The following is a 25,648-nucleotide window of genomic DNA, read 5'->3' on the forward strand; positions in this document are numbered from 1 at the left end:
TTTAGGGCCTCGTCTTTCGCTCAATCGTTGTATCCCCTTGATGGGTAGCCGCCGGGCTGTTTGCCGGCCGGTTTACAATACTATCTAATTTAGATCGCGTTTGTTTTGGCACCGTATCTTTCCCCGTGATTGCAGGCTGCATCATGAGCGGCCGTTTACTCAGCGTAGTATCACCTGTAGTGCGTTTACCAGGCAAAGGTTTTGGTGACATAGGTTTAGCTGCGCCGGGTTTGTTCTTACCCGCAGATTTTACAGGAGGGGCAGCTGCGGCTTCAGCTTTTCGCCGGTATGACGGAATAATTGATTCTTTGGAGATCGGCCTTTCTTTTGGTTTCCAAATAAATCCTTTCAAGATCCTTTCATCTTCCTGGAATTTAGCCAGCGGCCCGTACCGATGCTCGGGTTTAGTAACAAAAAACACATCTGTTGCGCTATTATCCTTAAAAAGGATACGCATCCGGCTGGTTAATGAACGCTGCATCTCAATAGCTTTTGTACTATCACGGGTAAAATAAATACTCTCGGCATTGCCGGATATATACATCCGGTCGAGTTTATCACTCTTAAAAAAGCCACGCATTCTTTTGCCGGATACCTGGTTAAAAGTGGCCGAATCAGTCTTCTCTACATTCACAATAAATGCTGAAGGAAACATCATGATGTTATCCATTTTTTTATTCCGCATCTGCAGGTTAATGGTATCGCCTGATAGCTGCGAGCCTTGCGTCCAGATGATTGGGTTTACGTAGCAGCGCAATGTAGAATCGCTGTAACTGTAAAACATAGAATCAGATTTGGCCTGCAGATCTGATTTAAACAGCTTGGAGTGGTGATAGGCCCGGATGATCCTGATTCGGGCTGTATCTTTTAACTCTATTGTATTTACCTTAAACGCGGGGTCGTTATCATCCTCGTTCGGAGCGGGCTTCCGGGCAGCCTGCCGGGGAATGGGCTTACCATCCTTATCCAGCTTTACCGCTACCGGCTTTCCGTCTTTATCTAACTGAGGTGGCAACGTTTTACCGTCTTTATCTAATGCAGGTTGCACAGGCTGGCCATCCTGCCCCGGTTCCTTTGCGGACACCGTTGTGGTATCAACCTTTAATTTGGATGCTTTGATCTTAACCGGCTTTATCTTTTTACCGGCTTTACCAAGCGGTACAATAGTATCCAGCTTGGGCAGGCCGAAGAATAAAGGCCGGGTAAACAAACTGTCCTTTGGAAACGAATAAGGTACTGCGGTTAAAAACTTACCATCATCTTTTGCGGAGATAGCTTTTTTATCTGCTTTAGCCGTAGTCTTCTCATCCGTACCAGCCTTTACTTTAGTAGTGGTATCGCGCACTACCAAAGCAGCCATACGAGCAGTTTCCTTCATGATCTTCAGATTTTTATAGGTCACCATCTGGGTTTCCAATGTATCTGCTGATATATAAACCGAATCCCGTTTTACCTTTTCAGGCTTTTTAAGTTTCGAAAGGCTATCCGGCTTTACCGATGTATCCCTTTTAATTGAAGAATCCACTGCCGTTACCGGCATGTTTTTTAAGGGTGTGCCCAGTGGTGGAGCTTTAACGGGTGATGCTGCTGGCGAAGTTGATGCCGGGGCACTGCTCTGTGATGAAGCGGGCGATGTTTTCGATGGTGTAAGCAACGAAGGCGCTTTTATAGGCGATGGGTTCTTTTTTGATTTACCTTTACCCGCTAAAACACTGTTCACCGGCACGGTATCGGTTTTAGTAGTATCTTTTTCCTCTGTTACGATGATCACATAAGGGTCCTTAGTCACAACGGTGCGTTCTTCGGCTTTATAATAATTAGCCAAATCGCCCATGAGCGTGATTTTTTGCTCGCTATCAGTAAAGATCACATGCTTTACTGCACGGCCAAAGCCTGCTTTCTTATCATAAAATAAACTGTCTCCTTTCAGCCGTTTGGTACCGGATTTATAAAGGTTCTTCTTACCAAAAAATGCTTGCTCCACTACGGTATTGTACAAACCATTCTCAGTATATAGCGTGTCTTTTTTATCCTTGGTGTCGAAAATATTGGTTGGCCCATAAAAGTACGAGATGCGGCTGCCTGTATTATATCTTAACGTGTCTGTTTTTATCAAGGCGTCGGGTGTAACCAAAACCACATTGTATCGGAAGTAGGCATCACGCGAAAAAGCAAAGTAATATCCGTTTTTACTGGTGATGGTATTATCCTTATTCACCACCTTGCCACTGCCCGTGTAGGTACCAATGCGGGTTGCCGTATTGTATGTAAGGTAGTTGGTAGTCAAAGTGGCATCCTTATCCACCATCTTTACATTATCGGTTAGGATGGCCGTTTTGGTATTACCGTTATAGTTCAGCTTATCCGAAAAAATATTCAGCGTATCGCCCTGGGTTATATTTACATTGCCAAACGCATCAAAGGCATTGTCCTGCACATAAAAGTATGCGCTATCAGACCGCATGGTGGAAAAATCCTGCTGAAAAACGCCTTTATAAACCTTCAGCACATCTTTACCGTTCATCTTGATTCCCTCACTGCTTTGCGACTTGATGAGGTTCACCACAGATTTTTTCTGTGCCGATACGGTAAGGGTTATCAGTATTAATAAAAGGCTTGAAACGTATTTTATCACAATGGCAAAATTAGTTTTTTGCTGGGGTTATTAAATTAATAATTTTGGCTTATGCTCCCTGTTAAACAGTTTATTGATTTTGTTGAACAAAATACGTTATTCGGAACCACTACAAAATTGCTGGCTGCCGTAAGCGGGGGTATGGACTCTGTGCTTATGGCTCATTTACTGGGTTCTGCAGGTTATCATTTCGGTATTACTCATTGTAATTTTATGCTCAGGGGCGATGATGCCAATGCCGACCAGGAATTTACCCGGCAGCTGGCGCAACAACTTGGTGTTAGCTTCCATACGGTTAATTTTGACACCAGGCTATACGCTACCGAAAACAAAATTTCTATCCAGATGGCTGCACGCGATTTGCGTTACCAATGGTTTCAGCAGCTTTGCCAAACCGCAGGTTACGAAGCCGTTGCCCTTGCACACCATCAGAACGACACGATTGAAACAATATTGTTAAACCTTACCCGCGGTACCGGTATAGCCGGCCTGCACGGTATTTTGCCCAAAAACGGCACACTGGTTAGGCCGCTTCTTTTTTTAACAAGGGGTGAAATTGAAGACGTAGTTAGGAACGAGCAACTGGCTTATGTAGAAGATAGCTCCAACGCTTCTACCAAATACGCCCGCAACAAAATACGCCACCAGGTTATCCCCCTGCTAAAAGCGCTTAACCCAAACATCGAGCAAACTTTTGAGAACAATTTACGCAATTTTAGGGAATTGGAGCAATTGCTGAATGATACGATAGCAGAACTGAAACACAAAATGCTGGTGCAACACGGCGAGGACATTCATATCAGCATCCCTTCCATTCACCAGTTATCACCTAAACGTTTACTGCTGTTTAAACTATTGCAACCATTTGGATTCGTAGATAATGTGGTTGACGATCTGCTTACTGCGCTGGATAAACATTCGGGCCGTATTTTTGAGAGTGCGGGACATTTGTTGCTTGTGGATAGGGGCGAACTGATCCTAACGAAAAAGAAAGTAGTAAGCAACGATAACAGGCTGGTAAATGAGAGTGATCAGCAGGTAACATATGGGCAATATAGACTCACTGTTTTACCTAACCATCAATCGCTTATTATTAAGGACAATCCGCTTGCGGTTTCGGTACCTTCGGTAAAATTGATTTACCCACTCATGCTGAGGGCGTGGCAGCAGGGAGATACCTTTAAACCACTTGGGATGAATACGAGGCAAAAACTTAGTGATTTCTTCATCCACCAAAAGGTACCCCTGCACTTAAAACAGCTGGTACCGATACTTGTAAATGGCAATGGCGAGATCATATGGATTGGCGGTTACCGGCCCGATGAAAGATATAAAGTGGATAATAACACTGAAAAAGTTACTATATTCGAATTGATTAAATTATGAGCGATAAAGCCGTTTTCACCGAAAAACAATACCTGGGCCGGGAATGGATCCCCATTACTATCCGCCTGATGCTCGCTATGTTTTGTTTTGCAGCTTACTTTTTTACCGATGAGCGCGAACGGAATGGCGAATTACTGGCTGTAGTCGGCTTTGCTATAATTACTATATCTATCATCCTTGGTTTTTTGCTGCACTTTCGCACAACGGTGGCCAATAAAAGCATATTGCTAAATGGCTTGTGGACAACCAGACTTGTTAAAATAGATTTAAACAGTATTGTGAAAGCTGAGAAGGGAACCTACAGCCGTTATTTATTCAACAACCCTGTCTACAACCTGCATACCAAAGGCACCATACGCTTTTTTACTGCTGGCAACGATGCCATCCACCTTACCGACAGGGACGGATTACTATATATCATCGGGTCGCAGCATGCTAATGAATTTTTGCGTGCCATAAAGGAAGAGATGAACCGCAGGTAGCTCATTGGTGCCCCGGAACTCAGATAAGAACAGCTTCCTTATTTGGCATTTTAAACTAATTTATAAGGGTATCCTCACCATGGCAAACTATCTATAGGTTGCAAATGGGTTAACACAGCTTAACACATTTTAGTGTTAAGAATCCCCAAATAACTGATAATCAACACCCTAATTAAATTCATAAATTATCTGCTATCCCTGATGGTTTTAAGATAACTATAGCCATTCTACGGCAACACGGGCATATAGACTGGCACTTATTGGCTGGCGCGTAAATTACCGGCGCAGCATAAATTTTTGACTAATGTGATCTAAAGCTGGAGATATCCGTATACATCTGCCTGAACGAGCTGCGGATGCCTAATGTTAGCATACCTGTTTTATCATTAAAGGCGGTGTTCTTTTCGGTGCGGTACAGACCACCAAGTTCGATGCGCAAATTGTATTTAGGATTAAGCAGGAATGCGATTTTACCTTGCAGGTAAACCATATTGGTGGTTAAACCCTGGCCTATAAAGTTGCCCTCTACCTTTGCAGGAACGGTATAGTTGTCAAACGGATTTTTACCGTAGTTCATCCCGTTAACATCCAAACCATAGTGGCCAAGATCTACCTCGCCGGAGAAATCAAAGCGCTTGTAAGAGTAGTTCAGCAATCCCACATATTCGCGAAAGTTAGCTCCCCATGGGTGGGCCAGTGGCTCGCTGTTAGCCGTGTAATTTACAATAGTTGATCTTTCCGAATAAGTATACGGCCTGGCACTATTCGTTTCGGCCAGGTAGTTTAGGCCTTTTACGCCAAACAGGTTGGTACCCCTAAAGCCCACCTGGTAACCAAATTTATTGCGGTAATTATCCGGGTGAGAAAAAAAGTTTTTAGATTCAAATTCATCCAAAGAAAACTGACCGTATAAAGTCAAATTGTCCAACACTTCGTATTTGGCAGTAAAACCTATCACGGCATTATCCGGCGACCCGCCGGCTGCCTCTACAGGCCTGAGGAAGATGAAGGGGTTTACATAGTTAAAGTCGAATCCGCGCTTGTGGCCGGAGTCATCCGTATTGGCCTGCACAACAGCATCAAAGAAACCAACCGAAACACGATTGCTTATGTTCCAATCCAAGTAATGGAAAACGCCATATTTTTTTCTTTGTATAAACAACTCGCTCGTGGCGGCAGGGTCATTAAAATAGCCCCACATGGCCATATATTTTACATTGCCAACCGTGGCAGTTACTTTAACGTATGGGTACGGCGACGAATAGTCTGATAATAATAAAGAGCGATACCCGTCACCAATAAAAGTTTTATCCCTGCCAGCACTCAAATTAAAGTACTTGCTTGGTGTGTAAGACACGTTTGCAGTAATGTACGACCAATTGTACGCGTCGGCATCTTTTACCAGTGTACGCGCATAAGCCTGCGATGGTACTATCCCCACCTGCCTGATATAGGTCGACAAATAATCCGGGAACTTGGCGTTATTCAAATACCCGGCTACGTTATAAGATAGCTTGCTGCCCGCTGTACCGCCGATTTGCAAGCCTAATGAATTATAATGCGTTGTTTTGCTGCCTGAAAAATCGCGCCCTATGTTAAAATCGGGCAGCAGATCTGCATAGAAGGTAGAACCTGTGCTCTTATAGTCGACTAAATGCTCGTTAAAGATCTTTGCATAAACACCGTTTTTAACGGTTCCATAGTTCATCAACGAATCATAATGAACGCGCAAAAGTGAATCATCGCCCAGCATAGGTTTTAGAGACGAGTGCACTCTGTTTTTTGTTGAGTACACGTCGGCATTCAGTTTTTGATAAAACTGGTAGGAATATGGTTGATATACCGATTGCGCATTTGCAACCCCAATAGTAACCAGTAACAATAAACTGCTGATAAAAATTCTCTTCATATTTGCCAATTCAGTCAAACTTACTCAAAATAATTTAGTGTAGAATACCCGCTGCGTTGCAGGTGCTCATCTTGTTTGGCCAGGCTTAAATCTGCCATTACCATTTCTGTAACCAGCGCCTGCAGATCATATTGAGGAATCCAACCCAGTTGTTGCCTCGCTTTAGTAGCATCGCCTATTAATAATTCCACTTCTGTTGGCCTGTAGTATTTGGGATCAACCTTTACAACGGTTTGCCCAAAACGCAAAACGTCGGCATTTAAACCAAGTTCGGCAATGCGCTCTTCATCCATATCAATGATAACCCCTTTTTCGTTAGCTCCCTTGCCACTAAATTCAATATCTATCCCCAGGTCGCCAAAAGCCATGCGTACAAACTCGCGAACGGGAGTGGTTACACCGGTGGCTATCACATAGTCTTCTGCCTGCTCCTGCTGCAGCATCAGCCACATAGCAGCAACGTAATCCTTAGCATGCCCCCAATCCCGCTCAGCAGATAAGTTCCCCAGGTAAAGCACCTTTTGCATACCCAGTGCAATTCTGGTTACCGCGCGGGTAATTTTGCGGGTAACAAAGGTTTCACCGCGTACCGGGCTTTCGTGATTAAACAGAATGCCGTTGCAGGCATATATACCATATGCTTCGCGATAGTTGACGATGATCCAGTAGCCGTATAATTTAGCAACTGCATAGGGTGAGCGTGGATAAAAAGGGGTGGTCTCGCTTTGCGGCACAGCCTGCACCAATCCGTATAATTCTGAGGTTGATGCTTGGTAAAGGCGTGTTTTTTGGCTGAGGCCCAACAAACGGATAGCTTCCAGGATGCGCAGTACGCCAACGCCATCGGCATTCGCAGTATACTCGGGCATCTCAAAACTTACTTTTACATGGCTTTGTGCACCCAGATTGTATATTTCATCAGGCTGAGTTTCCTGGATGATGCGGATAAGATTGGTAGAATCGGACAGGTCACCGTAATGCAGATGAAAGTTTACTCCCTGCTTATGCGGATCGTGATAAAGATGATCTATTCTATCGGTATTGAATAATGATGACCGGCGCTTAACACCATGCACCTCGTACCCTTTTTTAAGCAAAAATTCAGCTAAGTATGCGCCGTCCTGCCCGGTTATACCTGTGATTAAAGCCTTTTTCATTAAGGAAAATTAGGGTGAAGATGATTTACCTGCAATATTACCAAAATAATCTAAATAGCGGCTACGGACTCCAAACCAGATTAAACTATTCTCAAATGCCGGCTACGGTATCTTCCAGTTCGCGGTACCATTCCTCGCCGTATTTACGGATCAGCGGTCCCTTTAAAAATTCATGTACCGATACTTTCAATTCGTTACCAAAACTACAAGCGGGGCTGCAAATGCTCCACCTGTCGTAATTCAACACATCGAACTCGGGGTACGCCGTGATACGGATAGGGTATAAATGGCAAGAGATGGGCTTTTGCCAGGTAATTTCGCCCTGCTCGTACGCTTTTTCGATAGCACATTTAGTGATGCCGTTCTCCCAGGTAACGTAGGCGCACTCTTTATTGGTATCAACACAGGGAGTGGTGTAGTCGCCTTCAAAATCGGTAACGTGGGTACCTTCGCGCTCTATGGTAGCAATGCCTTTAGCAGTCATAAAAGGTTTTACCTTGGGATAGATCTCCGCCAGGATCTCCAGCTCATCATGATTCAGCGGCGCGCCGGAATCACCTTCCAGGCAGCATGCGCCTTTGCACTTATTTAAATTGCAAACAAAATTTTCGTTAACCACGTCTTCGTGCACAAGCACGCTGCCTACTTCTATCATAATTATTTTTTTACAGGGTTTAACGGATATTTCAAGCCGCTTGCCTGTGTAAGATCCATCACTAAACTCCCCACAATCAGTTCAACATGCGCTTTTACGGGGATCCGGTTCTTATCGTCGGTAATCCACAAATATAGCTTACTATTCTTTTTGAAAATGCGGCCCGGGATAATTGTTGGGTTAAATTTTAAACAGTTAAAAGTACCCAACCCGCAACTAATCTTTTCCTTACCCAGGTAAGTTATGGTAAGGGTATGAATACCATCCTCGAGGAAATAACGCAGATCCAGCGTTTGATTTATCTTGAGGTTGGCTACATCTATATTGCGGGCAAAATAATACGCCGATAGAAAATCAAATACATTCCCCTTGAAAGGGTATTTACCATTATTGGCGGTAATAATATTCTTTTCATGATCAAAGGTTACCTTATCGGTGTGCTTATAGCCCCCCTCCTTCCTGTCCTCAGCATAATAATAAGGTAGCAGCGTATGCGGATCAATAAAGGTTTGATACAGGTTACGTACCTTAAAAAGCAGATTAAAGGTGCCGGAAGTATTGGCGGTGGAGTAAATGCGCAAAGCCGGCTTACCTTCAAAATTCTGCGCGCTGTTTTCTACCTTTATAACGGCTTCGGCGGCGGTAAAAATACCGTACCTCAGTTTGTAAGTGATCTGCTCCCCCGGTTGAAAAACCACCTCTTCCTTTTTGGTTACCTCCTGGCTGTAGGCGCAGTTGAAACTTACAAGCGACAATAATAGTAAAAGGTATTTTCTCATTTATTTAATGGTACGCTCCATAGACTGTAAACCGGCAAGCCGGTTTAGTCCCTGCGTTTATATATCGGAACAGTAGAGCAAGGTTCGCCAAACATCAGGCTTTTGGTAACTGGTGTAAGCCTCTTGGTAAGCTCTACATAGGCTGATACCGGTACAGGGATATCTCCACAACCTTTTAAAACGATGCGCTGATCGCGATATTGCTCTACATCCATACCCGCTATTTGCTTAATGAATAAAACAGTTTCCAACACCTCCGCATCGCCAAAAACAACCTCTTTGGCATAAGGTGCCAGCTTATTGGAAAGCAACATATAGGCCCACGCCGGAACGATAGCATCTGCGGTGCAGGTTAGTGCTACAAATTTATCCTGATACTGTGCCCAATCGTGGGCTTTTACAAAATCTCTAAAGTCCTTCTCGCGCAGCATTAGTCCATGAAATAAATTATCTTTTATGTCATAAACCACGCGTTCGCCCTGCGGATAAAACGAAGCAGGATCAAGCGTAACCAAGCCGCTTTGGGCTACTTTATTCACAATATTTTCCTGTATTTCCATGGTGTGGTAAAACCCTTTAAAATAAAAAAATCCGGCAAAAGCTTTAACGCTGTTGCCGGATGTAAAATTACTTTAAATTTAGCTTATAAGAACTTGGCTCTGTTATCTTTTACATTCGCCTTATCTTTCAGCGCATCAAGCACCTGGCCTTCCGCACGCTGAGCCAATGCCTGGCCAAGGGTTTGTTTCTCTCTAACAGAATTTGTAAGCGCCGCAGGATTTACAAAGCTATCTAATGAGAAAACATAAACGCCTTGTACACCTGCAATAGGCTTAGATATTTTATTTGGCTGCGAACCAAAAACAGTACCTATAACTTTATACTCCGCATTGGCGCCTGGTATAACAGGGTTAGCAAAAACAATGTTCTGAACCGGCACTACCTTGCTGCCTGCTTTTGCAGCAACCTGGTCAATTGAAGATGCACCATTCAATGCAGCCTGGAATTTCTCGGTCAACTGTTTGCCTTTTACAACAACTTTCACAGCCGGCTCAATTTGCTTTTTAACCGCATCCAAGCTTAAGAAACCAATCGGTTTAATTTCCTGAAGGCGGGCTATAACATATTGATTTCCTACCGGATAAACTTCTTCAGAGAAATCACCTTTCTCGGCTTTGAAAGCCCATTTAACCACAGTGCGTGCATTGTCTAGACCTTGAACCGCTGCTGCTGTTCCATTTACATCCTCTGCTTTTTTAACAGTTAAACCTGCTTTTTTTGCTTCGGCATCAAAGTTATCTTTATTTAAAGAGGTAAGGAAAGCTTGTGCTTTACTGTAAACTGAGGTTTGAGTAGTCTGGCTTGCATCTAAAGGCTTATCAACCATCGCAACCTTAACCACTTTAGAAGTGCCTTTTTGATCCTGGATCTCTATCAGGTGTACACCGAATTGAGTTGTGATAATTTTTACATCACCTTTCTTGCCTTCAAAAACTGCATCGTCAAAAGCAGGCACCATAGCACCACGTGCAAATGTGCCCAAGTCTCCGCCTTTTGCGCCTGAAGCCTTATCTATTGAAAAAGTTTGTGCTAGGTCTGCAAATGATTTTCCACCTTCAATCAGCTTCTTTAATGAATCTGCCTTAGCACGTGCCTTATCGATTCCGCCTGCTGTTGCAGGGTCAATTAAAATGTGGCGTGCTTTAACCGAATCAGGGCCTACCTTAGCATCTACCAGTTTAGCTAATTTATAGCTTCCGTTTGACAAGTATGGACCAAATACAAAACCTTTTTCTGCATTGAACATTACCGAATCAAGCTTAGGCTCTAACTGACCTTTGTGCAGGTAGGTAATTGGCGATTTGGTTTCTGAATTCACCTGTACAAACAATGAATCGTTTGTAGAAGCTTTAAAGTCGACAGCCAGTTTATCAACCTGCGTTTTTATAGCGGCTGAATCTGCGGCAGATGGTGCAGCGTTAAAACTTACATAATCAAAGCTGCGTAACTCCTCTTTATTTTTAAACTCGCTTTTGTGCTCGTTATAGTAGGTGCTGTAATCATCGTCCGTTAAAGTAACCTTACTATCAGGGATAGATGCATAATCAAGCACGGTATACTTAAAGTTGGCCAGCTTGTTTTTTGCCTGATAATCATCCTGCGCATCAAGCGAGTTCACATACAGGCCATTAGCGATTAACGTAGTATATTTTTGCTCTTTTTTAGCTTTTATCAATTCCTTTACAAAGGTACCCCACGCGTTTGACTGCGCCGTATCTTTGCTGGTTTGCAAATAAGTTAAAAACTGGTTCAGCCTCGCCCTATCAAACTGGCCGGTTTGCTGGTTGCTAAACTGGCGCATGATCTGCGGATCAGGGTTAGCACCGCTAATCATCGACTGGCTTTCTGCTTCGCCCACAACTATCCCGAGTTTTTCAACTTCTTTAGTTAAAAGCCTGTCTCTCAAAAACTGGTTCCAGGTTGTTTCCTGCAGATAGTTAGTTATTTGAGGCGTTATGCTCTGGCCCGACTGCTGTTTGAACTGCGCCGTAGTTTGATCTAACCTTTGGCTAAAATCAGCATAGCTAATGGCATTGCCATTCACTTCGCCAACTTCGCTTGCGTTGTCCTTAAAAAAAGAACTACCCGACTTTAAAACTTCGCCCGCCACGAAGGCAACCAGCGCAAAACCAATAACAATTGCGAGAATTCTTCCCATCCGGTCCCGCAAATAACCCATTATGCCCATATAACTCTATATATTTTATATTCCTCAAAAAGAGGCGCAAGATACAACTTTTACTAAAATTCTCTAATACAATTTTTTGCGCGATAGGTTTGCGTTATTGTTGCGAAAAATTACTCCCGTTTACGTGTATTACCGCGGTGGAATTTTGAAATATCGGGTGCTGCAATTTATCATCGCTGGTAAAACTACTTCCGCGCATGATATCGCCCCCTACCTTAGTCATCTCTACCGGCTTATTTGAATAGTAGATCTTCTTGATCTGATCCCAGATCAATTCTTCAGATTTATACACAGTTCCCTCAGCGTTCTGAGCAACCACATTCCTATGGAATTCGATGAACTTATCGTCCTTCAGCATAATGGCCGAGTCTGCCACTATCTGCCCTGCGGGCTTCACATCTTTATCTAAAAATACAATTTTGACGCCTTTTGGGAGTACCTTATAAGGATTTTTGATCGCATACTCCAGCATGAGAGGTGATTGCATCTGGAATTTAACAAAGCCCGAATCGCTAAAAATAACATCGAGCCCTGTGGTGCGCTGTACCGGCTTGGTGGCATCGGCGGCGGCAATAGCTTTAATTTTATTAATATCGTTTTCGCAGGCTGTCAGGAACGCCATGGCGAGGATTGCCACAGCGACAGGAACAAAGGAGAACTGCCTGCCGACGGTATGCATAAAGTTGCTATTAATCATACTTGTACTTCACAAACCAAAGATCGTTCAGTGTGAAGGATAAGTGCAGGTTAAGATAGTTTTCTTTTACCAGGCTGTTGGTTAGCGTACCGCGTACGCCGTATTCTGCTGCAAGGTTTATCTTGTAAAAAGCAGTGTTGTTACGCGGCAATGGTAAGCCGATACCAAAAGTACCTGCGTACTTTTTAATGTTAACGCTGTTAAGATTTAAATACGTTTGATCGTAAATGAAACCAAAGCGGTAATCCACACGGGCAAAGTAATTGGATAACGAGTTGGCATTTGGTGTAATTTGGCCACCCACGTTAAATGTTTTGCTGTTTTGCAAGCCTTGGTTCACACCTGCAATTGTCAGGGTAGACCAGTTGCCGATGCTGTAATCGGCACCTATTAAATATTTACCATCATACTGGTAACTTAAACCAAACCGGTTGATCTGCGGAAGTTGAATTTTACCTTTTGGCGTTTGCCTGTTAATTATACTATCAGTAGCTATATCCTGGTTACCACTGGCATCTGTAAAATATTGGCTAACTATATAGCTGTTCTGTGTATTGATCTTGGTATTTGCAGATCCTGAATAGCCCAAAACAAGGTGTTTACGATCTGTAAAATCGATGCTGTATTGCACACCGTAATCATAATTTAAACCCCTAACGCTGTTGCTTTCTTCAACTCTGGAGTTTAACAGACCAAATAAATTTGGTACTTCTGTTGATTGGGTTTCTTTGAGATTACCAAATATATATGAACCGTTAGCACCCACCGAAAGATGTTTGCCTATCCTTACACCGTAACCAAGGCTAAATTTAGTTAACCCGCCGTCGCCGCCATATACGTAATTAACGGCATTTGTATCTGCAGGTAAACCAGTACCGAAATTCGTTAGTTTTTGCCTGTAATCATAACCCAGCTCTGTATACGGCCTTAAACCGAATGTAAGCGCGGAGTGCTTGGTAAGTGGAATACCGAATGCGATGTGGCTAAGTCTGAAATTTGAATTGGTTTGATTGGTTTGACCTGTCTTGCTAAGGGTATTGATATTGCTGGAGATCCCCGCATCGATAACGGTGTAGTTTATCGAAGAATAAGAAGCCGGGTTTAAAAAGTTCACATAGTTAAAACTATTGATTTTGTTGATGGCAGTACCTATCCCTCCCATACCGATACTTTGCGGCAACACGGGTGAAGTAAGATCACCAAGGCCATATCTTGAGTAAGGCGAGCTTGTAGTTGCAGTAGACTGCGCATTGGCGCCAATTGCCGTTACCGTAATAGAAAGTATGAGTAAGAAGAACCTTATATATCTAATCATTATGCTTTTGTATAGCTGCGTTTAAACCTTTGAGAACCAGATAAGGCTCATTTTTTATATAGGGGGCAAAGATGCTATTTTTTAATAGCGTATCAAAAAAAATACTATCCCCCCCGTGTAGTATGATATTGTACGCTTTTTGTGTTTTTATGTACTCGTTTATGAAGCCCGTAAGCTCGTATTTTATACCATTTTGTACGCCGGATATAATGGCCGACGTGGTATCATTACCATAGGCTTCGTTAAATTTATTATCAGCCGAAATCAGCGGTAAACCGCCTGTATAATAATTTAAGGCTTTATAACGCATATTCAACCCCGGCGATATGCTGCCGCCGAAATAATTTGCAAAGGCGTCAACATAATCGTAAGTGATGGTAGTGCCCCCGCCGATGATCATGTTTGCTACATCGGGGTATAAATAACTGGCACCTATAACTGCTGCCAGCCGGTCGGGCCCTAAGGTTTTTGGCGTTTTGTAATGGTTTTTAATCCCGGTAGCTACGCTGCTGTTAAAATGTAACACTTCAAACTGAGCTTGCAGCAAACGCTGCCAGGGCTGCTGTTCGTTTCTAACCGATGACAATATCACTTTGCTGATCGTATATTTATCCAGCAACACGGATAGTTCATCAATGGTTGGTTGTTGATACTGCTGCACTTCGGCCAAATCGTCATTTGTAAAAACGGCAAATTTGGTAAGGGTATTACCAATATCAATAACCAGGTTTGCCATTAAGCTTTCGCCAGCGCTAATATCGATTCGAATATTGTAAGGCCATCTTCATTGCCAACCAATGATTCTGACGCTCTTTCGGGATGTGGCATAAATCCAAACACGTTACGTTCCGCGTTACAAACACCGGCAATATTCTCTACCGAACCATTAGGGTTGCTGTCGTCGGTGATATTACCTGCCTCGTCGCAATAACGGAATAACACCTGGTCGTTATCATTAAGCGCTTTAATTACATCGGCATCAGCAAAATAGTTGCCTTCGCCATGTGCAATCGGGATCTTTAACGCGCGCTCCGGATCCAGCTGACGGGTAACCAATGAATTGGCCGTTTGTGGTTTGAGGTAAATGTTGCGGCAAATAAATTTGCGGTTTTTGTTATGCAGCAAAGCGCCCGGTACCAAGCCTGCTTCTGCCAGGATCTGGAAACCGTTGCAGATGCCCAGCACCTTGCCACCTTTAGCGGCAAACTGGATAACTTCCTGCATGATTGGTGAAAAACGGGCTATCGCGCCAGAGCGCAAATAATCGCCAAAAGAAAAACCGCCCGGCAAAACAATGAACTCTGCACCCTGCAGGTCGTGGTCTTTATGCCACAACCTAACCACTTGCTGGCCCATTACATTTTGCAGAACGTGGATGATATCTTCATCACAATTGGAGCCGGGAAATATTACTACGCCAAATTTCATGCTACAAAACTAATATATAAGCCGAAACTTGAACGAATGTAAAAGTTAAAAAGTGTTAAACTGGAAATATATTATACTGATCAGCAGTAATAAATACAGGCTTTCATAAAACCATTTGGTAGTGGCATTGATGAAATAATAAGAGAAAAACACCGCTGCGGGTACTGCACACAATAAAAAATGATTTAAATTGAACTCTGCACGTACATAAAACGACAATCCCGCAATTAAAAACATAATGAATAATAGCTGGAACGATTTACGCACGTGCACATAACTTTTATAGAAATTCTGCTGCAGTTTTACAAAATATAGGGCGATGATAACGATGACAGGAATCAAAACCAGGTAATCCAGGTATTCGATATGGATGCGGTTTGGAAACTTGCTGCCCAACGGCGCCCAGATCTCATAAAAGCCCGCAAACCGGCCGTTCAGATAATAGAACACCGCTAAAAAGAAGAATACAGTAAGGTAGCCCAACACGCCGGAGATCCACTCGCGCCAGTTGAATGGCTTAAATATGATAAGCGCCACCCAGATAGCCAGGAACAAATAAATGAAAGGGAAGTAAATAAGTGATCCCAAGGCTACGATCATCCCCAGGTCATAGGCGATAGACTTGGCATCCTCGCTTTTATAAAAGCTCAGCAGTTTAAACAGCATCCAAATGAGCAGGAAATTGCAGATGAGCGGTGCGCTCAACACCATGAACGGGGCAAAAAGGGCCGTAAGTGTAACATACATCAGCGCAGGCAAAAAACTGGGTTTGCCCAACAGATTATGATGGTTTACCAGGTAATTAAGCAAAACCGCCTGCCCCAACACCAGCACACCGGCTAAAAACATATTTAAAACAGGCGAAAATGCGTACTCATAAGCCACAGGTACCAGCAGGCGGGCAAATGGCTCAACAAAAACAAATTCCAGTTTATCCGGCACCTGTACCAGGTAACCTATGCGCAGCGCAAACAACAAAATGGCAAGCCATAAAACATTGAGCGGATTATACACCTTAAAAATATTTACCATAGCGGCTTGCTTGTTGCGGCAAAATTAGCAGAAAAAGCGTTTAGGTTGTAATTGATTATTTGAAGGTAAAATATACTGTCCTTTTGGCTATTTTACTCACCCCGACATCGCTGCCGCTCGTCACCCCTCTCTGCTTCGCAAAGAAGGGTTGGCAAAAAAATCCGTCATATCAGACCGGCCTACCGCGCGTATTTTCTCACCATATCATCCACAATTTTTGCGGTTTCATCGGGGAAGTTCACTTCGATGCGTTTTGGGTCGGACAGCCAGCTGTTAATGTGGGTGGGGAAATCATCATTAATGGTGCTCACCACTTTTACCCCCAGCCGCGAAGCGGCCAGCGCATTACATTGCTGTTCGTATTGTCCCCGCATGGGGATCATCATCACCTTTTTGCCAAGGAATAAAGCTTCAGCGGGTCCTTCAAAACCGCCGCCGGTAAGCAGGCCCGTACAACTTGCCAGGCTGGCATTAAAACCTTCGTTATTAATGGGCGAAACCAGCACATTGCCTTCGCGATAACCGGTTTTGGTTCGCTTACTAAAGATCTGCCATTCGGCATCTTTTGCCTGGCCCAGGTATTTTACCAATGTTTTGTCGCTGTAAGCCGGAAGGTAGACACTGTAGTGGCCCAAATTAGAGGTTTCCATCCGTCGGATGTCGCTGCGGATCACAGGAGTATGGATAAAATCATCGTAGCGCTCAAAATGAAATCCGATATGATGTGTGGTTGGCGAATAATATTTAAAAAGCCACTCGGCCCAGTTCCATTTATTGGGGCGGGGCGTTTTCGGGGAAACAAACGAGCACTGGTGACTTAACGATACCGACGGTACACCCTGCAGACGGCACGCCCAGGCACTCACAGGTTCAAAATCGTTAATGATCAGATCGTATTGTTTCAGGGGTAAACTATGCATATCCTTCCACAGTTGCGGCAGGTTCATGATCTTAAAGGTGGCCCAGTTGTCAACTCCTCCTTTTTTACCGAAGACAAAGCTAAAGCCGTGGAATTTATGCGCAAGCGGCTGACTCAGGCTTACTTCAGCCTCGGTACCGCTTACTACAATATCCACTTCGCCATATTGCTGCAGCAGGGGCACAATTTCACGGGCACGGCTAATATGGCCATTCCCTGTACCCTGGATCCCGAACAATATTTTCATAGGCGTAGAATTGCGGGCAATTTAGCAAAGAAAAGTTTATCGGGTGTTATTAAATGATGAAATGGGCGTAAAGTATGGGGAGCATAAACGGTTTGGAATTTTTACAACCGTAGCAAGCACACCACTTCTACTAGCTGCTTACGGATTTAAAATAAAGTTGATGGCCGTTGTGGTACCCACATTTACCGGGCCAACCTTTACTACTTTATCATATTTATCAACTACACCATCCCTGTTAATATCAAGGTGTATATCATCGCCTAAATTGGCAAGGGGCGTTTGGCGTGGAGAGCCATTAATTTGCTCTTGTGTGGTAAACTTGCCGGTAACGATAAATATTGAGGTAGAATTATCCGGTGATCTTTGATCGGATCCGTAGTGATACAGGTAATAGGTGGTAGCGGGTTGTACTATAAACGTTATTTTACCATCCGCACCAGCCACCTCAGTTGCAACGGCATTGATCGATTTTTCGGGCAATAACTTAACCGATACATCACTTAAGGCCTGACCACTAACCGACCGGACATTTACGGTTATGATGGTTGGTTTATTTTCTTCTTTTTTACATGCGGCTACTAATAAAATTCCGCAAATGATAAGGCTGGCTCTGGTAGTCATACCCAAATGTACAATTTGCTGGTAATCCGACTCTTTGATTCAAACAAAAAATTCGCTTCCTACCCCGCTTCCTGCTTAAACCGTTCCAGCAGTTTGTTTACATCCAGCTTGGCATCCAGGTCTTCGGCATCGCTGATGTCGTCTTCGTCGTTGTCGGTATGGAAATTTTCGGGGAGATATTTAAACACCGTCCATTGTTTATCATGGTACTCCAGCGAAGTTAGGCTTTCCACCCAGTCTCCGCTGTTGAGGTATAACACGCTACCGGTTTGCTCTGTAGACTGAATGGTGCGGATCTCGGCGTGGTGGATATGCCCGCAAATTACATAGCTATACTCTTTTTCAATGGCCAGGTCGGCAGCGGTTTGCTCAAATGCGTTGATGAACTTTACAGCATCTTTAAACTTAGCTTTCACCTTTTGCGAAAAACTCATCTTGGGCCTGCCCATTGCGGTAAGGAACCAGTTAGTCATGCTATTGATGAGGATCAGCGTATCATAACCGATCGCACCCATTTTGGCCAGCCATTTAGAGTGCTGCATGGTTACATCAAACACGTCGCCGTGGAAAATCCAGGCTTTTTTGCCATCTATATTGAGGACTATTTTATTAAGGAGTTGGAAGGTACCCAGATCGAAATCGGTAAACTTACGCAGCATTTCATCGTGGTTGCCGGTGAGGTAGTAAACAGGAATACCTTCGGTAACAAATTTAAGGATGCGGCGCACCACTTTCATGTGTGTTTCGGGCCAGTAAGATTTGCTGAACTGCCAGATATCGATGATATCGCCATTCAGGATCAGCATTTTCGGCTTGATACTTTTTAAATATTTAAGCAATTCTTTGGCGTGGCAGCCATATGTGCCTAAATGCACATCAGATATGATAACGATATCAACTTCTCTTTTAGCCATTCCTACTGGGTACAATTGTGCAGCCCGGTATCAAATACCGGTATAAAACAAGAGCGTTGCTATATGCCGGCCGGCTATTCGTCGTCCTCGTCCTCATTAACTTTGAGTTCGTAAGGGCTCAGATAGAATGCGCCAAGCAACACCAGCAAACCTACAACAAACAAATAGGTAAATTCAAAATTCATCTTTCCTTGTTTTTACAAATGTCAGATAATCAGATTATATATTTGTTAAGACTATGTTAAATGTCAAAGGTTACTTTTTCGCGAAATTATTTTTAGATTTCGATATTCTTTACCGAATCAAAATTGTAAAAGTGGCTGTAATGTTGATGATATTGGTTGCTTTTACTTTTGATGTGAGCAACGTTTTTATTTTCATCAACTGAAACTATTATTGGATTAAATATCTCCATGCCGTTTTCACCCAACGTAATTTCTTTACCGAACAACTTAATTTTTACCGTTTCCCCAGTTTTAATAAATAGTGAAGTTATATTATCGGGAATTTTCGTAAACGCAGGACTTCCTAAGCTTTCTTTTCGATGCAGTAATACACCTTTGGCAAGGTTTAAATTGAGAAATCCGATATCAATTAAATTCGAAATTTTATTTACTTTATTTATGTTTTCTTCAGAAAAATCAAATCTTTCTCCTGAAAAGGTTACCGAAAATTTATTTTCAATTTTTTTCAACGCCAAAAAAAAATTCAATGTGGCCGTCGTAGGGCCTAAATCGAAATTTAAATGTTGACTAGTTATATCCAGAATATCTCCATTAAGATATATCAAAACTTTCCTTCCATTACCAATATTTAAAATTGCATTTTGGAATTGAATACATTTTAGAACCGAAGGTAGTATTTTGGGAAATAAATAATTGACTTTAAATATAGATCCATCTTTACTTAGGATTTGATCTATTTTAACTTCGAATCCTCGGACATTTGAACTTATTTTAATTAGGTTTTTACTAGCTCTATAAATTTCAAATTCAATATTTTCTAAAATTAAATTATCATCAGGGAACTCAATTGAACAACTATGCTTTTTTGGCAATCGAGCGATAAACAATTCGTCAATGACATCTGTGTTCAAATTAAAACCATCTACTGAACGCTTAAATGACATTAAATGTTCCTTGGGAATCTTAATTGATTTACCATATCCTTGGGTGAATTGATCTAATTTCTTAATCAGTTTTTTATCCGCAATTTCAAAATTGATTGTCGAAACTGATTTATTACCAGATTTAAACAAGGATTCAAGTTTTGTCTTCCCATCCTTATAAATTATATTCGAGTTTAAATCATGAAATGAAACATATTCGTTAAAAGTGGTTTGCGAAACTATACCATTTTCCAAATCACTAACAATATTATCTTTAAAATACTGATTCAATTCTTCTAAAAAACATTCTGCTGTCATATCAAAATATTTGATATGTCTTTCTTCTAACTGTTTAACCTTTAATAACGGCCAGTCCGGGGCAACCAAAAATCTTTCTTTGCGGTCAGCGCCAATTGCGTTGTCAATCAAATCCAGCCATGACCAAACGTTTTCATCTTCAAATCCATAGCCCAAAAAAAGAATATTTTTTTTAATCACTATATCTAAAACTGAAATCCAAAAAGGTTGATCTCGTTTTATGTTATGAAAACTTGCATAGTCATTTTCAGTAATTACTATTTTATCAGGAGACTCTAAATCACCATGTGGTTTATAGATCGTTACACCCAGGGATTCGATGTAAGGAACGTCTCTATCATATTTAATAACATTAGCTCTGCGCGTGTAACTTCTTTCTATCAAAGAGTCATAATTAGTAGTTATTATGGATCTAAAATGCGGTATCCTACTTAATAAGTCATGATTATGAGTATCTAAAGGTTTCTGCCCAAATTCCCTTCTTAAAATCCGATTAAGTTCATTCCTTGATCCATTTCTAAGTGTTACAAAAGCACCGGCGGTCTTACGCAAAGAAGAGTTTTTATCTAATTGTTCTTTTTCCTCAGTTGACAATTCATTATAAATAATTTGTTGCAATTTAACCCCTGAGGGATATCCCGCATATAATGAAAATCCAGCACCAACCCAAACGGCAGCGTCTTCTCTACTTATAATTTTAAATAGATTGTTTAAACTCATTTTAGGAAATTATTTTTTATCCGTTCCAATTGCTTTAGGTGATGCTGCAGATGGATGCGGATAAATTTAAACCACTGTGCGGCATTCAGCATGCCCATACGCGGGTGCTGCCAGCGGGCGTTGGGTGGCGCCTGGTTAACCAATCCGGCATTTGCCTCTACCCGCTTACGTATTTTTATGATGAGATTTTTAGCTTCTTCCTTTTCGATTTTTTTAGGAGTCATTTTTTCGGCCACCGATTCGGGCACTTTCAATTTTACGGGCGGGAAGGTGCCCAATAGCAAAACATACCAGCCGGCCAGGGTTACCCTTTTTTTTGATGGCGGGCAGTTGTTATTGGTGCAACGCTCCAATGCAATAGACGAGCCGAGACTGGCTTTCATAATATGATCGTAAACTTCCGCATAACTCCAGCCACCCATGGGCGGGGTGGTAGTAAAAGCATCGTCGGTAAAAGTATCCAGCAATTTCCGGTAGCTATCTAATGCTTCCTCTATGGCACGGCGTTCTTTGGTTACGTTCATAGCATTAAAGTTAGCTCTTTTAAATGATTGATCTGTACCGGCACATCGGCTGGTTTATCGATATTGGCTGGATTAAAATAAATGGCATCCATACCAAAGCCCAGGGCACCGCGTACGTCAGCCTCTATACTGTCGCCAATCATCAGGCTTTCCCGTTTGGTAGTCCCGGCCAGGTTAACCGCGTGCTGAAAAATTAAAGGATCGGGCTTGTTAGCGCCTACAACCTCCGAGATGATCACGTTTTTAAAATATTTGCCTATCCCGGTACCGCTTACTTTGATCTCGGTAGATTCTTTAAATCCGTTAGAGATCAAATGCAGTGTATACTTGCTTTGCAGGTAGGTTAATGTTTCGTGTGCGTGCGGAAACAGGTTGGTTTTATAGGGACCAAGCTTTACATAGTCGTCTTCAAACGCATCCGGCACCGCATCGGGGTGAACGCCCAAATCTAAAAAGGTTTTTTTGAACCGCGTTTCGCGCAGCGTTTCTTTATTGATCTTACCTAAATGGTAATCGGCCCAAAGCTGGTGGTTGTTACGGGTATAGGTTTCAATGAACAAATCGGCCGAGTGCAAACCAAGATCGGCCAGTCTATATTCGCTGTAAAGCTCAGTAAGTGTTTCTTCAGCATTGCGGTCAAAATCCCAAATAGTATGGTCGAGATCGAAAAATATGTGTTTGTATTTAAGTTCAGTTGGCGAAGGTTCTATTTCGGAATTTGACATGGAGCAAAGTTATTACTTTATGATTGCTGGCTTTAACAGGAGTTACGCAATTATTGTTTAAAGATTGAGCGGGATGCAATAACCTTGCCTGGCGATCAATCCAAAATCACAGATCTCAAATCTGGATCCCCTCCTACACCTTCTTTCCAAATGCCAGATCGCCGGCATCGCCCAGCCCCGGTACAATATAGCTTTTGCTGGTCATTTCCTCGTCTATGGCACAAACCCAAACATTGGCATTAGGCAGGTTGGCCCGCACATGCGTAACACCTTCGGTACTGGCAATTACTGCTGCAATGTGCAATTCTGCAATTTTATATTGCGCCAATAATTCCTTGCATACATTTACCACGCTTTGCCCGGTGGCCAGCATAGTATCTATCATGATCAATACTTTTCCATCGAGGTCGGTATTGGAAATGTGATCTACCTGGATAGTAAAACTGCCGCTCTTTTTGGTTTTACGGCAGGCCGTTATAAAGGCCGATTCCGATTGTTCAAAAAAGTTCATAAAACCCTGGTGAAAGGGCAGCCCCGCCCGCAGGATGGTAGCTAAAACCGGCTGGGCCACGGGCAGGCTGATATCGCAAATACCCAACGGCGTCTGCACATCATGATTTTGGTAATGCAGTGTTTTGCTGATCTCGTACGCCATTATGGCCCCCAGCTTTTCCTGGTTCCGGCGAAAACGCGCCTTATCCTGCTGAATGTTTATATCGCGCATTTCGGCAAGGTAAAGGTTAGCGATCGAGTTGGTTTTATTGAGGATGAAAGTCATATTTTAAATAGGAGATTTGAGATGCTTGCTTTGAGCGAATAATTATTAAAAAGACCAATGCGGTAAAATCAAAGTCGCGAATCGCCCAAAAAGGTGCGTTCGCGGCGTGTTCGGGCTTGTTCGGGCTGCCCGCGAGTGTTGGAAATCGCGAACGCGAACAAAAACACCTGGCGCTACAGCCTTAAATACGCGTATCAATCTTTTGTTAAAGGTTGGTAAATCAACTGAAAATAGCAATGGCTCTTTAAGAAATTCTTAAAACTAAACCTGCTGACATAGGGTTGTCATCACCAGGGTGTAGCTTTGATCTAATAACACGAAATGGCATTGTATTTTTTAACTACTATGGAAGCTCATCTCCAATCTCATATCTAACATCACAAATCTATACCTTTGTATAAATGGATTTTAAAATAACTTCCCAATACGTTCCTTCCGGCGATCAGCCAACGGCGATCAAGCAATTGGTGGATGGTGTAAACAATGCCGATCCGTTTCAGACCCTTTTGGGGGTCACCGGCTCGGGCAAAACTTTTACCATTGCCAACGTTATCGAGCAAACGCAAAAACCCACACTGATCTTAAGCCATAACAAAACGCTCGCGGCGCAGCTGTACGGCGAGTTTAAGCAGTTCTTCCCGGATAACGCGGTAAACTATTTTGTATCCTACTACGATTACTACCAGCCGGAGGCTTTTATCCCCTCCTCTAATACCTATATCGAAAAAGACCTCCAGATAAACGAGGAGATTGAAAAGCTGCGTTTGCGCACCACATCGGCCCTCATGAGCGGCCGCAGGGATGTGATTGTGGTATCCTCTATATCCTGCATTTATGGTATGGGTAATCCGGAAGATTTTGCCAACTCGGTTTTTAAGTTTGCCGTGGGCACGCGCATCAGCCGCAACGCTTTTCTGCACCGCCTGGTAGAGATTCTGTACGCCCGCACCACTGCCGATTTTAAGCGTGGTACCTTTAGGGTAAAGGGCGATACAGTGGATATTTTTCCAGCCTATATGGATTATGCCTACCGCATTTCCTTTTTCGGCGATGACATTGAGGAACTCAGCACCTTTGATATCACCACCGGTAAAACCATTGAGAAGATGACCCATATGGTGGTTTACCCGGCGAACCTTTATGTTGCTCCGCGCGAGCGTTTTCAGCAATCGGTTTGGGCCATACAGGAAGAACTGGAAACCCGTAAAAAGCAGTTTATTGATGACGGCCGCTTTATAGAAGCCAAGCGACTGGAAGAACGGGTTAATTACGATCTGGAAATGATTCGCGAGTTGGGCTATTGCAGCGGCATCGAGAACTATTCGCGCTTTTTTGATGGCCGGCAACCGGGCATGCGCCCCTTTTGCCTGCTGGATTATTTCCCGGACGATTACCTGATGGTGATTGATGAGAGCCACGTAACGGTACCGCAGATTCGTGCCATGTATGGCGGCGACAGGTCGCGGAAGATCTCACTGGTGGATTATGGCTTCCGCTTGCCTGCAGCGATGGACAACCGCCCGCTTAATTTCCAGGAGTTTGAGCGTTTGGCACCGCAAACCATTTATGTAAGCGCTACCCCTGCCGATTTCGAACTGGAAAAATCCGGAGGAGTGGTGGTGGAGCAGGTGATCAGGCCAACAGGGTTGCTGGATCCGGTTATCGAGATTCGCCCGGTGATAAACCAGGTGGATGACCTGCTGGATGAGGTAGATAAAACCATTAAAATGGGCGACCGCATCCTGGTAACCACACTTACGAAGCGCATGGCCGAAGAACTGGCCAAATACATGGACCGCCTCGGTATCAAATGCCGCTATATCCACTCGGAAGTGAAAACGCTGGAAAGGGTGGAGATTTTACGCGGATTAAGGCTCGGTGAATTTGATGTGCTGATAGGTATTAACTTGCTGCGGGAAGGACTGGATCTTCCGGAAGTTTCTTTGGTAGCTATATTAGATGCGGATAAAGAGGGGTTCCTGCGTTCCGAGCGATCGTTGATCCAAACGATAGGCAGAGCTGCGCGGAACGACCGTGGACGGGTAATTATGTATGCCGACAAGATCACCGATTCCATGGCCATAACCATGTCTGAAACCAACCGCCGCCGCGACTTGCAAATTAAATATAATACCGAACACGGCATTGTGCCGAAAACGGTAGGTAAATCTAAGGAGGAGATCATGGAGCAAACGTCCGTGGTTGACTTTAAGGGCGGTGTACAAAAGGCTTATGTGGAAAACGACGTAATGACCCTGGCTGCCGACCCGATTGTACAATACATGACCAAGCCCGATCTGAAAAAATCCATCGAAAGTACACGCAAGGATATGGTTGCCGCCGCCAAGAATATGGATTTCCTGCTGGCTGCCAAGTTGCGCGATGAAATGTTTGCGCTGGAAAAGATGATGGAGGAGAAATTTAGTTAGAGCTGATCAATGAGGTGTTTTTAAATATGCACGCCTGAATTCTCTGCAACCATTCTACTCGCCATTGAACATACTGTATCGTCGACAAGTGGCAATTGATTAAGTTTAAGTGAAGAGAATT

General features: G+C 43.2%; 22 protein-coding genes. 3 read left to right on the forward strand and 19 right to left on the reverse strand.

Annotated elements, in window-relative coordinates:
• Position 1: 1 nt before the first annotated feature.
• Positions 2–2,635: a hypothetical protein gene (locus A0256_03055; GenBank protein AMR30469.1), complete on the reverse strand. Its 2,634-nt coding sequence runs from the start codon at positions 2,633–2,635 to the stop codon at positions 2–4.
• Positions 2,636–2,686: 51 nt separating this feature from the next.
• Here A0256_03055 and A0256_03060 point away from each other — a divergent pair, with 51 nt between their 5' ends.
• Both A0256_03060 and A0256_03065 read left to right on the forward strand, forming a co-directional pair.
• Entirely contained in the window at positions 2,687–4,021 is a 1,335-nt protein-coding gene (locus tag A0256_03060; protein ID AMR30470.1) for a tRNA(Ile)-lysidine synthetase, read from the forward strand.
• Positions 4,018–4,503, forward strand: a complete 486-nt coding sequence (locus A0256_03065) for a hypothetical protein (protein ID AMR30471.1) — start codon at positions 4,018–4,020, stop codon at positions 4,501–4,503. The genes A0256_03060 and A0256_03065 overlap by 4 nt, the downstream gene beginning before the upstream one ends.
• 301 nt (positions 4,504–4,804) lie before the next feature.
• Here the strand turns inward: A0256_03065 and A0256_03070 are convergent, their stop codons facing one another.
• The 18 genes from A0256_03070 to A0256_03155 all read right to left on the reverse strand — a co-directional run bounded on the left by A0256_03070 (position 4,805) and on the right by A0256_03155 (position 23,098).
• Entirely contained in the window at positions 4,805–6,412 is a 1,608-nt protein-coding gene (locus A0256_03070) for a gliding motility protein RemB (protein ID AMR30472.1), read from the reverse strand.
• Positions 6,413–6,432: 20 nt separating this feature from the next.
• Positions 6,433–7,569 carry a GDP-mannose 4,6-dehydratase gene (locus A0256_03075; protein ID AMR30473.1) on the reverse strand — a complete coding sequence of 379 codons (1,137 nt, stop codon included), beginning with the start codon at positions 7,567–7,569 and terminating at the stop codon, positions 6,433–6,435.
• A gap of 91 nt (positions 7,570–7,660) precedes the next feature.
• Complete coding sequence (locus A0256_03080; protein AMR30474.1) at positions 7,661–8,224, reverse strand: hypothetical protein; 564 nt, start codon at positions 8,222–8,224, stop codon at positions 7,661–7,663.
• Positions 8,225–8,226: 2 nt separating this feature from the next.
• Positions 8,227–9,003: an ATP-dependent exodnase (exonuclease V) alpha subunit - helicase superfamily I member gene (locus tag A0256_03085; protein AMR30475.1), complete on the reverse strand. Its 777-nt coding sequence runs from the start codon at positions 9,001–9,003 to the stop codon at positions 8,227–8,229.
• Positions 9,004–9,047: 44 nt separating this feature from the next.
• Positions 9,048–9,563 carry a hypothetical protein gene (locus A0256_03090; GenBank protein ID AMR30476.1) on the reverse strand — a complete coding sequence of 172 codons (516 nt, stop codon included), beginning with the start codon at positions 9,561–9,563 and terminating at the stop codon, positions 9,048–9,050.
• 83 nt (positions 9,564–9,646) lie between these two features.
• Complete coding sequence (locus tag A0256_03095) at positions 9,647–11,752, reverse strand: peptidylprolyl isomerase (protein AMR30477.1); 2,106 nt, start codon at positions 11,750–11,752, stop codon at positions 9,647–9,649.
• 94 nt (positions 11,753–11,846) lie between these two features.
• Positions 11,847–12,449, reverse strand: coding sequence for a hypothetical protein (locus A0256_03100; GenBank protein AMR30478.1), 603 nt, complete (start codon positions 12,447–12,449; stop codon positions 11,847–11,849).
• Positions 12,442–13,764, reverse strand: coding sequence for a hypothetical protein (locus A0256_03105; GenBank protein ID AMR30479.1), 1,323 nt, complete (start codon positions 13,762–13,764; stop codon positions 12,442–12,444). Before A0256_03105 ends, A0256_03100 begins: the two co-directional genes overlap by 8 nt.
• Entirely contained in the window at positions 13,757–14,500 is a 744-nt protein-coding gene (locus tag A0256_03110; GenBank protein AMR30480.1) for a hypothetical protein, read from the reverse strand. Before A0256_03110 ends, A0256_03105 begins: the two co-directional genes overlap by 8 nt.
• Entirely contained in the window at positions 14,500–15,192 is a 693-nt protein-coding gene (locus tag A0256_03115) for a phosphoribosylformylglycinamidine synthase I (protein AMR30481.1), read from the reverse strand. Before A0256_03115 ends, A0256_03110 begins: the two co-directional genes overlap by 1 nt.
• A 45-nt stretch (positions 15,193–15,237) precedes the next feature.
• Complete coding sequence (locus A0256_03120; protein AMR30482.1) at positions 15,238–16,224, reverse strand: beta-carotene 15,15'-monooxygenase; 987 nt, start codon at positions 16,222–16,224, stop codon at positions 15,238–15,240.
• A 179-nt stretch (positions 16,225–16,403) separates the two neighbouring features.
• Positions 16,404–17,390 carry a glycosyl transferase gene (locus A0256_03125; protein ID AMR30483.1) on the reverse strand — a complete coding sequence of 329 codons (987 nt, stop codon included), beginning with the start codon at positions 17,388–17,390 and terminating at the stop codon, positions 16,404–16,406.
• A 138-nt stretch (positions 17,391–17,528) separates the two neighbouring features.
• On the reverse strand, positions 17,529–18,011 hold the full coding sequence (locus tag A0256_03130; GenBank protein AMR30484.1) for a hypothetical protein: 483 nt from the start codon (positions 18,009–18,011) through the stop codon (positions 17,529–17,531).
• 59 nt (positions 18,012–18,070) lie between these two features.
• Positions 18,071–18,925 carry a UDP-2,3-diacylglucosamine hydrolase gene (locus A0256_03135; protein AMR30485.1) on the reverse strand — a complete coding sequence of 285 codons (855 nt, stop codon included), beginning with the start codon at positions 18,923–18,925 and terminating at the stop codon, positions 18,071–18,073.
• Between the two features lie 277 nt (positions 18,926–19,202).
• A complete protein-coding gene (locus tag A0256_03140; GenBank protein ID AMR30486.1) occupies positions 19,203–21,071 on the reverse strand; it encodes a hypothetical protein in 1,869 nt (622 codons plus the stop codon).
• Positions 21,068–21,595, reverse strand: coding sequence for a hypothetical protein (locus A0256_03145; protein AMR30487.1), 528 nt, complete (start codon positions 21,593–21,595; stop codon positions 21,068–21,070). Before A0256_03145 ends, A0256_03140 begins: the two co-directional genes overlap by 4 nt.
• A complete protein-coding gene (locus tag A0256_03150; GenBank protein ID AMR30488.1) occupies positions 21,592–22,320 on the reverse strand; it encodes a haloacid dehalogenase in 729 nt (242 codons plus the stop codon). Before A0256_03150 ends, A0256_03145 begins: the two co-directional genes overlap by 4 nt.
• A gap of 133 nt (positions 22,321–22,453) precedes the next feature.
• On the reverse strand, positions 22,454–23,098 hold the full coding sequence (locus A0256_03155) for a uracil phosphoribosyltransferase (protein ID AMR30489.1): 645 nt from the start codon (positions 23,096–23,098) through the stop codon (positions 22,454–22,456).
• Positions 23,099–23,499: 401 nt separating this feature from the next.
• On the opposite strand from A0256_03155, the gene A0256_03160 reads away from it, so the two are divergent.
• Positions 23,500–25,527: an excinuclease ABC subunit B gene (locus tag A0256_03160; protein ID AMR30490.1), complete on the forward strand. Its 2,028-nt coding sequence runs from the start codon at positions 23,500–23,502 to the stop codon at positions 25,525–25,527.
• Positions 25,528–25,648 lie beyond the last annotated feature (121 nt).

The organism is Mucilaginibacter sp. PAMC 26640 (assembly GCA_001596135.1).
Lineage (GTDB): Bacteria > Bacteroidota > Bacteroidia > Sphingobacteriales > Sphingobacteriaceae > Mucilaginibacter.